Below are 12,772 nucleotides of genomic sequence, written 5' to 3'. Positions count from 1 at the left end.
TTCCTTTGCCAGGTCGTGTTAACGTGAGATGCAGGGTTTTATGGCGGAAGACCATTGGAGCAGGAACGAGTGTCCGGTTAGGTTTTCCGAACGCCCGACCGGTGGTGTCTGAGCGAAGCGAGTTCCGCCGGTCAGTGAAGGAAAGCCTTAGCGGACCGGTCCTGGCGAACCGGTCTGACGGTATAAAAACCGGAATCGGAATAGAAAGAAAAAAAATAGACCTACTATTATTTGAACAGATGATAGATTTTGGGAAAAATAATATCTAATAGATATAGATAAAAGTAAATCTTAAAGTCGAATTAAAAAATAATAGTATGAAAATTTTTTGGAAAGTTATCGTTGCTGTGATTGCCTTCTCTTTATTGGGGATCATGATTGTTCTAGGAACAGCTTATATTAAAAGTGTGGAACGGCATACTTATCTTGCTGACAATAAGGTATTGAGTGATAAGTATGTGTATGAAGAATTTTCGAATGGGAAAAAGAGGGTGAAAAACCGGGCTACGCAACAGGTGATTTTGGATCGTTTAGAGTGGCTGGTGACCGGTGATAAGGCCGATTCTTTAGCTGTGTTTTGCCGGAAGGGGAAAAGGGGATATCTGAATTGTTATACCGGCGAAGTGGTGATTCCCGCACAATATGAACGGGCCTGGGTGTTTTCGGAAGGATTGGCGGCTGTGATGTCGGGAGGGAAGATCGGTTTTATCGACCGGCAAGGACGGACAGTTATCCCGCCGACCTGGAGCTATCCGGTCGGTAGTCAGGAGATGGATTATCTGTTTAAAGGAGGCTATTGTGCCGTCTTCGACAATGCCCGGCAATGTGGTTTGATCGATCGCAATGGACAATGGAAAGTTGCACCTCAATACGATTATATTTATATGCCCGAAGAAGGACTTCGGATACTTCAAAAAGGAGATCGGTGGGGGGTTTTGGGTGATTCGTTACAAATCCTTATGCCAGTGGAATACGATTGGCTGAAAATAGTACCCGAAGGGATAGTCTGTATTCAGGGGGGCAAGCAACAAGTGATCGGAAAAGATGGAAAAACGGTGGTCCGGCCTTTTGTATATGATGCTATCCTTCCCCTGTATTATTCTACTGGAGAATATTTCGATAATGGAGAAGAAAGGATGAACCGAAGCCGCTATTTTTCTTATTCGGTTTGGAATCCCAAAGGAAACCGGTATGGACTGATGGATGCAGAAGGTAAACGGATTACAGAGGCTCTTTATAGTGATATCGAGGCCTTGTCGGATGATCTCTATCTATGCTCTATAGAGGATGGACTTTACCGGATAACCTTGAATTATAACAGATAAACTTTTTCAAGGCTGCTAAACAGGATAAATCTTTGCCAGAGAATGAATTTATTTTGTAAATTTGACGCGAATTGGTAAATAGGATTGGACCGACAAAAAGTGTATACTTATGAAATATCTGGCAAGATTTATTATGTGGCTGGCCGGCTGGAAATACAAAGGTGAATTGCCTGCAGAGAAAAAAGCGGTGATTATATCTGTTCCTCATACTTCGAATTGGGATTTCTTCTGGGGAGAACTGGCTTTTTTGAGTCAGGGTATTCCGGCTTTTATTTTGATGAAGAAGGAATTCTTCTTTTTTCCGCTCGGGATGATTCTGCGGGCATTGAATGTGATACCGGTGGATCGCGGTAATAAAGATAGTCAGTTGGTAGAGCAGATGATTACCGAGTTTAAACAACGCGATTCGATGTATTTGTGTATCACCCCTGAAGGAAGCCGTAAAAAGCGGAAGAAATGGAAGAAGGGTTTTTTGGTTATTGCGAAAGCGGCAGGCGTTCCGGTTTATTTGGGCCGCATCGATTATAAAGGAAAATATTGTGAAGTGGGGCCTTTGTTTTATCCGACGGAGGATGTGGATGCTGATTTAGCCTATATTATGAGTACTTACCACGATGCTAATCCAAAGTATCCGGAGAATTTTTCTAATGGTAATTAGTACGCTCCGGAGAATAGTTTTTTTCGGAAGCGTATGTATTTTTCTTGGAAGTGCCGGAGGAGGTTGCGGTAACCAAGAAAAGAGGCAGAAGCCTGTTCTGACTGAAGAAGTACCGAAAATTACCGTTGAGCGTGTCGTTGCGGATACCACCGGACAAAAAGAAGATTCCGGAACCGAACGGAGGATGCGCCAATTAGGATTGGTGGATATCGGGGAGGTCGATCCTACGATTGCTGTACATTTGGTGTATGCTACATCCGATAATTTTGCCGGAAAGGTGCTGTATCGGGATATCCGGAAAGCATTTCTGTTACCGGAGGCCGCCGGGCGTTTAGCAGAAGCCCAGCGAAAGTTGAAACTTCTGAGGCCGGAATTGAGTCTGCTCGTATATGATGCAGCCCGTCCGATGAAGGTGCAGCAAGAAATGTGGGATTTGGTCAAAGGGACTGAAAACCGGGTGTATGTCAGTAATCCCCGGAATGGTGGTGGATTGCATAATTACGGTGCTGCTGTCGATCTGACTTTGGTCGATTCTTTAGGACATGTTTTGCCGATGGGAAGTGAGTTCGATTATTTCGGGGAGGAGGCGAGGCCTGACCGGGAGGAGGCGATGGTGAAGCAAGGGCGGATTATTTTACCTCATTTGCACAACCGGAGGTTATTGCGTAAAGTGATGACCGATGCGGGATTCCGGGTTCTTCCCAGCGAATGGTGGCATTTTAATCTAATGTCGAGGGCAGAAGCGAGGGAGCGGCTGAAAGTGATAGAATAGTTTATATAAATCTGATTGAATGAATACGACGATCATCGGTGTTGCCGGAGGTACGGCATCGGGGAAATCTACTTTGGTAAAAAAGTTGCAAGAGGCGTTTGAAGGAGAAAGTGTCATCACGCTTTGTCATGATTATTATTATAAAGCACATGACGATTTGTCTTTCGAAGAACGAACAAAGCTGAATTACGATCATCCCGGTGCTTTCGATACCGATATGATGATTGAAGATATCATTAAACTGAAAAAAGGACGATCTGTTTTCCGGCCCGTTTATTCTTTTGTCAATCATAACCGTACGGATAAGACCGTCAAAGTCGAGCCGGCACAGGTGATTATTATCGATGGAATCCTTATTCTGGAAAACCGGACTTTACGCGAATTGATGGACGTGAAAGTATATGTAGATACCGATCCCGATGTGCGCTTAGGACGCCGTTTGTTACGGGATGTGCAGGAACGAGGGCGTAGTATAGAGTCGGTATTGACCCAATATTTTTGTACGGTAAAACCGATGCACGATGAGTTCGTCGAACCTTCGAAACGTTATGCCGATATTATTATCCCGGAAGGAGGGTTCAATTCTGTTGCGGTCAGTATGTTGATTCATAATATTAATTCATTGATTCACCACGAGTCGGAAAGGGATAGGAGATGAAAATAGCATTGGTACAATCCCCTTTGGCCTGGGGAGAGCTGCAGGAGAATTTACAGAATTTTGACAAAAAAATGGCGGAGTGTGAGGATTGCGATGTAATTCTACTCCCTGAGATGTTCACTTCGGGCTGTATGATGATAAAGAAGTCGGCAGAGGTGGCATTTGCCGCTAAGGAATCTGTCGCAAATGCATATCCTGTCGTAGAAGAAAAGATGCTGGCTTGGGCGAAACGTCAGCATGCTTTGGTAATGGGATCGACGGTTTACCGGGAAAATGGAAAATATTATAATCGCTTGATTGCTGCTTTTCCTGAGGGAAATTGCCGGTATTATGACAAACGGCATTGTTTCAGAATGGGCGGGGAGAACGAGCATTTTACTCCCGGAGACCGGCAGTTGACTTTCGAATTTCGGGGAGTAAAGATAGCTGCTTTTATTTGTTATGATTTGCGCTTCCCGGTTTGGTGCAGGAACACACAAAATTATGATCTGGCTGTTTTCGTGGCGAATTGGCCGGAATCGCGCCGCGAAGTCTGGAAAACATTGCTGAAAGCCAGAGCGATTGAAAATCAGGCTTTTGTTGCTGGCGTCAATTGTGTCGGAGAAGATGATAACGGTTTGACCTATTCCGGTGATTCGATGGTCGCCGATGCCCGGGGGAGGGAGGTCGGAAGTACCTCTCCCGGAAATGAAGCCATTATCCGGGTGGAACTGGATATAGAGAAATTGAGGCAATTCAGAAAAAAATTTCCGGTATTGGACGACCGGGATGACTTTCTTTTCCGGGAGAAATGAGGCTAAAACGGAGTTTTTGTTATCTTTGTGCACCTTTATTCAAACGTTTGTTATAATTTTAATCGATATAAAATGAAAAGTATATTAATGACATTCATGGGAGTTGGAACAATAATGAATCTGACTGCCGGGAATTTGTCGGAAGACCGGACAGATCGGCCACAAACCGATGGCGGTAAGGTATTGACTATGGAGGAAGCGGTACTTGGGTATCAGCTTTATCCGAAGAATTTGTATGTTCAATGGCAGGGAGACCGGAACGTACTGACTTATCCGGAAGGGACGAACCTGATGGGTGAGGTGGCCGGAAAAGAAAAACCCGAAGTATTGATGACATTAGCTGAACTGAATCGTTTGCTGGAGGCGGATTTGAAGGGATGGCCCCAATATGAATGGAAAGATGGCCGTACCCTGGTGATTATGCGCCAGGGAAAAAGATATGAGATCGATACCGATAAAAAAGTGCTGGCGTATGTTTTTCCTATTGCCAAAGGAGCACAGAATGTGACCTCTAACGGACAGGAATTACTGGCTTATACGAAGGCTAACAATTTATATTATGTAGATGCTAACGGGAATGAATTTGCCGTTACTTCCGATAAAGATCCGAATATAGTCAACGGACAAACGGTGAGCCGGAATGAATTCGGGATCAACGGAGGCATTTTCTGGTCTCCGGATGGCAAACAACTTGCTTTCTATCGCAAGGACGAAAGTCAGGTAGGAACCTTCCCTTTGCTGGATATCAATTCCAGGATGGGGACTTTGCGGGAGATCAAATATCCTATGGCAGGAATGAAATCCGAGCAAATCAGTTTGGGGGTTTATCAGGTTGCTTCGGGTAAGACCGTTTTTTTAGACGTAGATGACTTCGGGCGGGAACAATACCTGACGAACATAGCCTGGAGTCCGGCTTCCGATTATATTTATGTGCAGGTACTCGACAGGGCTCAGAAACACATGAAATTGAATCAATACAGTGCCAAAACCGGTGAATTTGTGAAGACCTTACTCGAAGAGCAGAACGAGCGCTATATAGAACCTTTGACCCCGATCGTGTTTTTGAAAAACGATCCATCCCGGTTTATTTACCGGACGAATAACCGGGATGGCTATTTTAGTCTTTATCTGTGTGAGGCTGCAACCGGAAAAGTGTTGAAAAGGCTGACCGATGTGAATGCCGATGTCGAAATGGTGGGGCAGGATGATAAGTTTGTGTATTATACTTCGGCTGAAGTAAGTCCTGTCGATAATCATTTGTTCAGGGTGGAAGTGAAAAGCGGAAAGAAAACCCGTTTGACACAGGCCGAAGGTTGGCATAAAGTGACGATGAGTGGCGATATGAAGTATTTTGTAGACAATTATAGTAGTCTGAAAGTGCCTCGTGTGATTCTGCTGGTACAAAATGACGGGAAAAAAGTGAAAGAATTGTTGAAGGCGGAAGATCCTACCAAAGATTATAATTTCGGTGAGATTACGTTGGGTACGGTAAAGAGTGCCGATGGTAAGTTCAATAATTATTATCGTCTGATCAAACCCATGAATTTCGATGCTTCCCGGAAATATCCGGTTATCGTTTATGTTTATGGGGGGCCGCATTCACAGATGGTAAAGAATACCTGGCAGGCAGAAATGCGTCGTTGGGAAATGTATATGGCACAACACGGTTATGTGGTTTTTGTCATGGATAACCGGGGTACTTCGAATCAGGGGGCTGAATTTGAAAAAGCGATTCACGGACAATGTGGTCAGGCTGAAATGGCCGATCAGATGGAAGGAATTAAGTTGCTGAAATCTTTACCATATGTCGATGCCGACCGGATCGGTGTGCATGGATGGAGTTACGGTGGTTTTATGACGATTTCCCTGCTTACCAATCATCCCGACGTATTTAAAGTGGCTGTTGCCGGTGGTCCGGTGATCGATTGGAAATGGTACGAAGTGATGTACGGCGAACGTTACATGGATTCCCCCCATACCAATCCGGAAGGATATGCAAAGGTAAGCCTCATTCATAAAGCCAGGGATCTCAAGGGAAAATTACTGATCTGTCAGGGAGCTATCGATAATACGGTGGTTTGGGAACATAGCCTGAGCTTTATCCGGGAATGTATTAAAAATAATATACAGGTAGACTACTTTCCCTATCCCTGTGCCGAGCACAACGTTATGGGAAAAGACCGGATTCACCTGATGCAAAAGGTGACCGATTATTTTGAGGATTATTTGAAATAAAAAGGAGAATTGTAATCAGAAAGGATGAGGCTATCCGATTTTGAAGTTGTCCTTCAATGGGATAGCCTCGTTTTTAAGAAATTTTATTTTCTTCCGTGATGACGGATAAAGAATGAGCGTAAGTTCAAATTCTTTTTATCAGAAGGGAGTAAAGACCGTACTTTGAGATTATCACTATCATTATCAATTGCAACATAGGAATAAGAGTACGGAGAGCCATTGATATATTCCGTTTTAATGGTTTTATCCGTATTTAAAACGTATGTCATGTTTTCGCTATATTCGTTTTCGTAATTTTGTTCCGAATCTTTCTCGTAATATTCCTCCGTATACGAAACCGGGAAATAAGCCGATGCCTTCCCTAGCATACCGACTAACGCAAAAACATCGGCATCCTCCATATCAAGGACCTTTGCCTGTCCCAAAGTATATTGTCCCAGTTCATTCTTCTCTTCCCCATACTCGATTGTACAAGTAGAACCGTATTCATATTTTTCTCCATCTTCTGTACTTTCTTCCTTGGTAACCACCTTGATCAGGTTTCCATCTTTCCAGGTGTAAGTCGCCTTGTAGCTTCCTTGAGAAGAAAAGCTTTCCCCATCCTCTTTCCCACTCTCGCTGGAAGATTCTGTATAAGATACTAACTGACCGTTTCCGTTGTATGAAAATGAAATCTTACCGCTACCTTTATAGCTGTAACCATCCTCATTATAATTCCAGGATGCGCTGATGCCTGTGACGTATCCGTCACTGTTAAACGACACTTTGGCTTCTTCATCATCCATAATCACAACTCCCTTGTCATAATCGATCTCGCCATACACGTAAGAATTTTTTTTAACTTGAGTGCAACGATTGTTATCATCGTACACGAAAGTGTAATCCCCGATACGGGAAGGTAACTTTCCGGCGTATGTGATTGCCGGCCCTTGTGGGATTTTGTCATCATCATCATCGTTACAAGCTGAAAATAAGCACACTACCATGAGTGCTGTTCCCCATAATAATTTTTTCATTTGTTTTTTATTAAAAAATTATAAATAATCGGTTTGCAAAATTAATTAAGCCCATTGAAAAATCCAATTCATAAATTTTTTTATATAAATAGGTTCGGTCAAAAAAATCGGATACACTCTGATTTTCACTTTTTATATCTAACTTTGCAATTTAAATCCATCATAAAAGAAGTTATGCGTATCGATATATTAAGTGTGGTGCCTGAATTACTGATGAGTCCGTTGAACCATTCGATTATCAAGCGGGCGCAGGATAAGGGAATTGTAGAGATTCATATTCACAATATCCGGGATTGGTCGAAAGATAAGTTCCGGAAGGTAGACGATTACCCTTTCGGGGGAGAAGCGGGGTTGGTGATGATGATTCAACCGGTATTCGATTGTATTAACGAGCTGACTTCACAGAGGCAGTATGATGAGATTATCTATACAGCTCCGGATGCTCCGACCTTTAATCAGAAAATGGCGAACGAATTGTCTTTGAAGGAGAACATCATGATTTTGTGCGGTCACTATAAAGGGATCGACCAGCGTATACGGGATTATCTCGTAACCAGGGAAATATCGGTGGGGGATTATGTCCTGACGGGAGGAGAATTGCCTGCCTGCATTATGACGGATGCGATCGTAAGGCTGATTCCCGGGGCGATGAACGATGAGAGTTCGGCTTTGAGCGATTCTTTTCAGGATGATCTGTTAGCGCCTCCTGTATATACTCGTCCTGCGGAATTCAACGGTTGGCGGGTTCCTGATATCCTGCTGTCCGGTAATCATGCTAAAATACGGGAATGGCAGGAGAAGGTCGCTTATGAACGGACGAAAACATTGCGTCCTGATTTACTCGGGGAGCAAGGAGATTTTTGATCGTTTTTTTATAAAATAATTAATTGTAAAACAGATTATTATTCTTACCTTTGCGGCCGTATTCAAAATAATGTCTAACTCATTAGATAGGAAACAATTAAATTTATGTCAGAAGAACAAAAAGAGATGCAGGTGGAAGCTGCAGAAAAAGCCGCAAAGAAAGTAGCTCCGGTAACAACCGCTGAGCCGGAAGAAAATTTTGATTGGGATGCCTATGAAAACGACGCCGTGGTACCGGCATCCGAAAAAGATGCGTTAACTCAAAAATACGCAGAAACTCTTTCTAAAGTAGGAGAGAAAGAAGTTGTTGAAGGAACCGTAATCTCTATGAACAAAAGAGAGGTTGTGGTGAACATCGGCTACAAATCTGACGGTATCATCTCATTGAACGAATTCCGTTACAATCCGGAACTGAAAGTGGGAGATAAAGTAGAAGTTTATGTAGAAACTCAGGAAGACAAAAAAGGTCAGTTGACCCTTTCACACAAACAGGCTCGTGCTCTGCGCAGCTGGGATCGTGTGAACGAAGCGTTGGAAAAAGACGAAATCATCAAAGGTTTTGTTAAATGTCGTACCAAGGGCGGTATGATCGTTGACGTATTCGGTATCGAAGCCTTCTTACCGGGCTCTCAGATCGACGTTAAACCGATCCGTGATTACGATGTATATGTCGGTAAAACAATGGAATTCAAAGTGGTTAAAATCAACCAGGAATTCAAAAACGTTGTTGTATCACACAAAGCTCTTATCGAAGCTGAACTCGAACAGCAGAAGAAAGACATTATTTCTAAACTGGAAAAAGGACAGGTACTTGAAGGAACTGTTAAAAATATCACTTCTTACGGTGTATTCATCGACCTCGGTGGCGTAGACGGATTGATCCACATCACCGACCTGTCATGGGGCCGTGTAAATCATCCGAACGAAATTGTGACGCTCGATCAGAAACTGAACGTGGTTATTCTGGACTTCGATGATGAGAAGAAACGTATCGCTTTAGGTCTGAAACAATTGACTCCACATCCTTGGGATGCTCTGAGTGCTGACCTGAAAGTAGGGGATACTGTAAAAGGTAAAGTAGTGGTTATGGCTGATTACGGTGCATTTGTCGAAATTGCTCCGGGGGTTGAAGGACTGATCCACGTTTCTGAAATGTCATGGTCTCAGCACCTGCGTTCTGCTCAGGATTTCATGAAAGTGGGAGATGAAGTAGAAGCAGTTGTATTGACCCTGGACCGTGACGAACGGAAAATGTCTTTGGGTATCAAACAGCTGAAGTCCGATCCATGGCAAAATATTGAAGAGAAGTACGGTGTAGGTACCAAACATACCGCTATTGTACGCAACTTCACGAACTTCGGTGTATTTGTAGAAATCGAAGAAGGGGTTGACGGATTGATTCATATCTCCGATCTGTCCTGGACGAAGAAAGTAAAACATCCGGCAGAATTTACTCAGATCGGTGCTCCGATTGAAGTCGTTGTATTGGAAATCGATAAAGAAAACCGTCGCTTGAGCTTAGGTCACAAACAATTGGAAGAAAACCCATGGGATGTATTCGAAACGATCTTCACCGTTGATTCCGTACACGAAGGTACGATTACCGAAATTTTCGATAAGGGTGCTGTAGTTGCATTACCTTATGGTGTTGAAGGATTCGCTACTCCCCGCCACTTAGTGAAAGAAGACGGAAGTCAGGCTAAAGTGGATGAAAAATTGGAATTCAAAGTGATCGAATTCAACAAGGCCGCTAAACGGATCATCGTTTCTCATTCACGTGTATTCGAAGATGCTCAGAAATCAGAAGAGAAAGCAAAGAAGAACGCTGAAGAGAAATCTACTAAAAAAGCGGTTAAACAGGTGAAAGAAAAATTGGAAAAAACCACTTTGGGAGATATCACCGAGTTAGCTGCTTTGAAAGAACAGATGACTGCCGATGCAGCTGCTGCTAAAGAAGAGAACAAAGATTAATCTCAGATTTCAGATTCTGGATTTCAGATGAGATGCATTTGGAAAAGTCTTCGTAACTTGCAAACGAAATCTCAACCTGAAATTGCAGATCGGAAATGAAGTTTGAATTAACGATATTGGGAAGCGGGTCATCCATTCCTACTTCCAATAGAAACTCTGCCGCTCAGGTACTTCATGTACTTGGGCGGTATTTTCTTATCGATTGTGCCGAAGCTACCCAACATCAGCTCAGGCGTTTTCATGTGCCTTATAATAAGATCAATCACATCTTTATTTCTCATCTCCATGGAGATCATTTTTTTGGATTGATCGGTTTTTTATCCACTCTTTCTTTACAAGGCAGACGGGGAGAAATGCACATTTATGCAGAGCCGCGTTTACAGGAACTGTTCGGGTGCCAGATGAAAATCTTGCATAGCCGTTTCACTTTTCCTTTGTTTTTTCATGCCTTATCCCGCCGCGAAGAGGTGATTTATGAAGATAACGTGGTTACTGTGACGGCTTTCCCGTTGAAACATCATTATGACACACCCGTTAGTGGGTTTCTTTTCCGGGAAAAAGAACGCGAAAGGACTATCCTGAAAGATCGGACTGCGGCCTGGAACGTACCGATAGCGTTTATGCAATACCTGAAACGGGGGGAAGATTTTATAACTCCGGAGGGAGAGATTGTGGCTAACGAACTTTTGACGGTAGCGCCGCCACCGGCCCGTTCCTTCGCTTATATGACAGATACCCTGTTTCGGGAGCGTTTTGCCGATTATGTCAGGGGGGTGGATTTACTTTATCACGAAGCGACCTATATGAATGCTGATGCTGTTTTAGCGAAAGAAAGTTATCACAGCACTACGGGGCAAGCAGCCCGTATTGCTGAGTTAGCCGGAGTCGGAAAATTATTATTGGGTCATTTTTCGGCCCGTTATACAGAATGCTCGGAACTTTTGGCTGAAGCACGGGAAGTCTTTCCCAACACTTTTTTGTGTTCTGACGGAGATTTTTTTGAAGTGCCTGCTGTAAAAAGAAGAAGCTGATGATCGATACCCGGAGAAAGTGTGATATATTTGCGCTGAATTAATAATCTGAAAATATTTTTTGAATAAGAACATGTGCTTTATTTCTGTTAGGGGCATGGATGTGTTGTGTGGCCTGTACCTCTGAACAAAATTCGAAGGTGAATATTAATGTTGTACGTGCCGATTCGTTATTGAATCAGGTGCTGGCTCTTTATGAAGTGAAAGAATATGGGTTATTGCTGGAGAATTATCCTCCGAAAGAAAACGAACGAGCGACCTATCTGGCCGATGAGACACAGCAGAAAACCAATCAAAGAGTCTCTTATCTTTGGCCGTATTCCGGTATGGTATCCGGTTGTGTTTCGCTGTATAAGACTACAGGAGATGAAAAGTATAAACAATTGTTGGAAAATCGTATACTACCTGGGTTGGAGAAATATTGGGACGGTAAACGGGAACCCTATTGTTACCAGTCTTATCCGATGCAATTCGGGTATAGTGACCGTTATTATGATGATAATGACTGGTTGGCTATCGACCTTTGTGATTATTATGCTTTGACGAAAGATCCGGCGGTTTTGGAAAGAGCGAAAGAGCTACACCGGTATATTTACAGCGGCTGGGATGAAGTATTAGGAGGAGGGATTTATTGGTGTGAACAGAAGAAATTGTCTAAGAACACTTGTTCGAATGCACCTGCTACGGTCTTATGTATGAAATTGTATAACCTGACTTCCGATCCTGATTATCTCGATCTGGCCAAGAAGACTTATCGATGGACCAAAGAAAATTTATGTGATCCCTCGGATGGTGTGTATTGGGATAATATTAATCTGGAAGGGAATATAGCTAAGCAGAAATATACCTATAATAGCGGGCAAATGATTCAGGCCGGCGTGTTATTGTTCCAGGCGACCGGTGACAGCACCTATTTGAAAGATGCTCAGGTGACGGCAAAAGGAGCTCACGGATATTTTCGGAAAATGCAGCCTGTTCAGGGGGGAGAAGCGATGTTTTATACCAGTTCGCCTTGGTTCAATGTGATCCTGTTCCGGGGATTAAAAGCTTTGTATGAAGTGGATAAAAATCCGGTATATGTAAAGGCGATGATGGAAAATACAGATTATGCCTGGAAAGAGACCCGGGATGAACATGGACTGTTGAATGGAGATTGGTCGGGTAATCACAAAGACGAACACAAATGGTTGCTGAATAATGCCTGTATGGTAGAAATGTATTCGGAAGCGGCTCAGCTTGACTGGTGATCTGTAAATTTGAATGAATAATAGTGAACCTTCGTTGTCGGTACCGATCCGGACGGAGGTTCATTTTTTTAAGGACTGGGAATACCCGGGCAGGGATATTTTTCCTGACTTCGTCATTGCGTACCCCAAAATTCTTCGTCAAAGAGTTTAGCTATTTTCTGATGCCTTGCCATCAGCATGGTTTGCGTATAAACCTCCTTG

Annotated in this window: 12 protein-coding genes; 11 read left to right on the top strand and 1 reads right to left on the bottom strand. The window is 43.2% G+C overall.

The features are described 5' to 3' along the window. From AC5RDS_RS06545 to AC5RDS_RS06515, 7 genes are all read left to right on the top strand, one after another. The coding region (locus AC5RDS_RS06545) for a hypothetical protein (protein ID WP_494222265.1) at positions 1–269 on the top strand (269 nt) is incomplete at its 5' end. Between the two features lie 48 nt (positions 270–317). Then, complete coding sequence (locus tag AC5RDS_RS06540; RefSeq protein ID WP_195305715.1) at positions 318–1,325, top strand: WG repeat-containing protein; 1,008 nt, start codon at positions 318–320, stop codon at positions 1,323–1,325. Between the two features lie 109 nt (positions 1,326–1,434). Beyond that, the gene (locus AC5RDS_RS06535; protein ID WP_013610772.1) at positions 1,435–1,983 is read left to right on the top strand and encodes a 1-acyl-sn-glycerol-3-phosphate acyltransferase; all 549 of its coding nucleotides are present in this window, start codon (positions 1,435–1,437) and stop codon (positions 1,981–1,983) included. Further along, the gene (locus tag AC5RDS_RS06530; protein WP_229041836.1) at positions 1,973–2,755 is read left to right on the top strand and encodes a M15 family metallopeptidase; all 783 of its coding nucleotides are present in this window, start codon (positions 1,973–1,975) and stop codon (positions 2,753–2,755) included. The genes AC5RDS_RS06535 and AC5RDS_RS06530 overlap by 11 nt, the downstream gene beginning before the upstream one ends. Positions 2,756–2,774: 19 nt before the next feature. Next, complete coding sequence (gene udk, locus AC5RDS_RS06525; RefSeq protein WP_118104488.1) at positions 2,775–3,413, top strand: uridine kinase; 639 nt, start codon at positions 2,775–2,777, stop codon at positions 3,411–3,413. Then, positions 3,410–4,207: an amidohydrolase gene (locus tag AC5RDS_RS06520; RefSeq protein ID WP_013610775.1), complete on the top strand. Its 798-nt coding sequence runs from the start codon at positions 3,410–3,412 to the stop codon at positions 4,205–4,207. Before udk ends, AC5RDS_RS06520 begins: the two co-directional genes overlap by 4 nt. Before the next feature lie 72 nt (positions 4,208–4,279). Further along, the gene (locus tag AC5RDS_RS06515) at positions 4,280–6,442 is read left to right on the top strand and encodes a S9 family peptidase (RefSeq protein WP_237983048.1); all 2,163 of its coding nucleotides are present in this window, start codon (positions 4,280–4,282) and stop codon (positions 6,440–6,442) included. Between the two features lie 83 nt (positions 6,443–6,525). Here AC5RDS_RS06515 and AC5RDS_RS06510 read toward each other — a convergent pair whose 3' ends face one another. Then, positions 6,526–7,458 carry a DUF4595 domain-containing protein gene (locus AC5RDS_RS06510; protein ID WP_229041834.1) on the bottom strand — a complete coding sequence of 311 codons (933 nt, stop codon included), beginning with the start codon at positions 7,456–7,458 and terminating at the stop codon, positions 6,526–6,528. A 174-nt stretch (positions 7,459–7,632) separates the two neighbouring features. Here AC5RDS_RS06510 and trmD point away from each other — a divergent pair, with 174 nt between their 5' ends. The 4 genes from trmD to AC5RDS_RS06490 all read left to right on the top strand — a co-directional run bounded on the left by trmD (position 7,633) and on the right by AC5RDS_RS06490 (position 12,571). Then, entirely contained in the window at positions 7,633–8,322 is a 690-nt protein-coding gene (trmD, locus tag AC5RDS_RS06505; protein WP_195305713.1) for a tRNA (guanosine(37)-N1)-methyltransferase TrmD, read from the top strand. A 126-nt stretch (positions 8,323–8,448) separates the two neighbouring features. After that, on the top strand, positions 8,449–10,293 hold the full coding sequence (gene rpsA, locus AC5RDS_RS06500; RefSeq protein WP_204901948.1) for a 30S ribosomal protein S1: 1,845 nt from the start codon (positions 8,449–8,451) through the stop codon (positions 10,291–10,293). Between the two features lie 95 nt (positions 10,294–10,388). Then, positions 10,389–11,324, top strand: a complete 936-nt coding sequence (locus tag AC5RDS_RS06495) for a ribonuclease Z (protein ID WP_195328715.1) — start codon at positions 10,389–10,391, stop codon at positions 11,322–11,324. Between the two features lie 101 nt (positions 11,325–11,425). After that, positions 11,426–12,571, top strand: coding sequence for a glycoside hydrolase family 76 protein (locus tag AC5RDS_RS06490; protein ID WP_118104479.1), 1,146 nt, complete (start codon positions 11,426–11,428; stop codon positions 12,569–12,571). The last annotated feature ends 201 nt before the right edge of the window (positions 12,572–12,772 follow it).

The sequence above is a fragment of the Odoribacter sp. genome (genome assembly GCF_985060555.1).
Note: the sequence above shows the minus strand (reverse complement) of the source record. Positions and strands in the feature narration are given on the sequence as shown.

Bases quoted from the DNA above. Each gene is read 5' to 3' on its own strand.
- AC5RDS_RS06540 (WP_195305715.1), top strand. From the start codon at position 318: ATGAAAATTTTTTGGAAAGTTATCGTTGCTGTGATTGCCTTCTCTTTA.
- AC5RDS_RS06535 (WP_013610772.1), top strand. From the start codon at position 1,435: ATGAAATATCTGGCAAGATTTATTATGTGGCTGGCCGGCTGGAAATAC.
- AC5RDS_RS06530 (WP_229041836.1), top strand. From the start codon at position 1,973: ATGGTAATTAGTACGCTCCGGAGAATAGTTTTTTTCGGAAGCGTATGT.
- udk (WP_118104488.1), top strand. From the start codon at position 2,775: ATGAATACGACGATCATCGGTGTTGCCGGAGGTACGGCATCGGGGAAA.
- AC5RDS_RS06520 (WP_013610775.1), top strand. From the start codon at position 3,410: ATGAAAATAGCATTGGTACAATCCCCTTTGGCCTGGGGAGAGCTGCAG.
- AC5RDS_RS06515 (WP_237983048.1), top strand. From the start codon at position 4,280: ATGAAAAGTATATTAATGACATTCATGGGAGTTGGAACAATAATGAAT.
- AC5RDS_RS06510 (WP_229041834.1), bottom strand. From the start codon at position 7,458: ATGAAAAAATTATTATGGGGAACAGCACTCATGGTAGTGTGCTTATTT.
- trmD (WP_195305713.1), top strand. From the start codon at position 7,633: ATGCGTATCGATATATTAAGTGTGGTGCCTGAATTACTGATGAGTCCG.
- rpsA (WP_204901948.1), top strand. From the start codon at position 8,449: ATGCAGGTGGAAGCTGCAGAAAAAGCCGCAAAGAAAGTAGCTCCGGTA.
- AC5RDS_RS06495 (WP_195328715.1), top strand. From the start codon at position 10,389: ATGAAGTTTGAATTAACGATATTGGGAAGCGGGTCATCCATTCCTACT.
- AC5RDS_RS06490 (WP_118104479.1), top strand. From the start codon at position 11,426: ATGTGTTGTGTGGCCTGTACCTCTGAACAAAATTCGAAGGTGAATATT.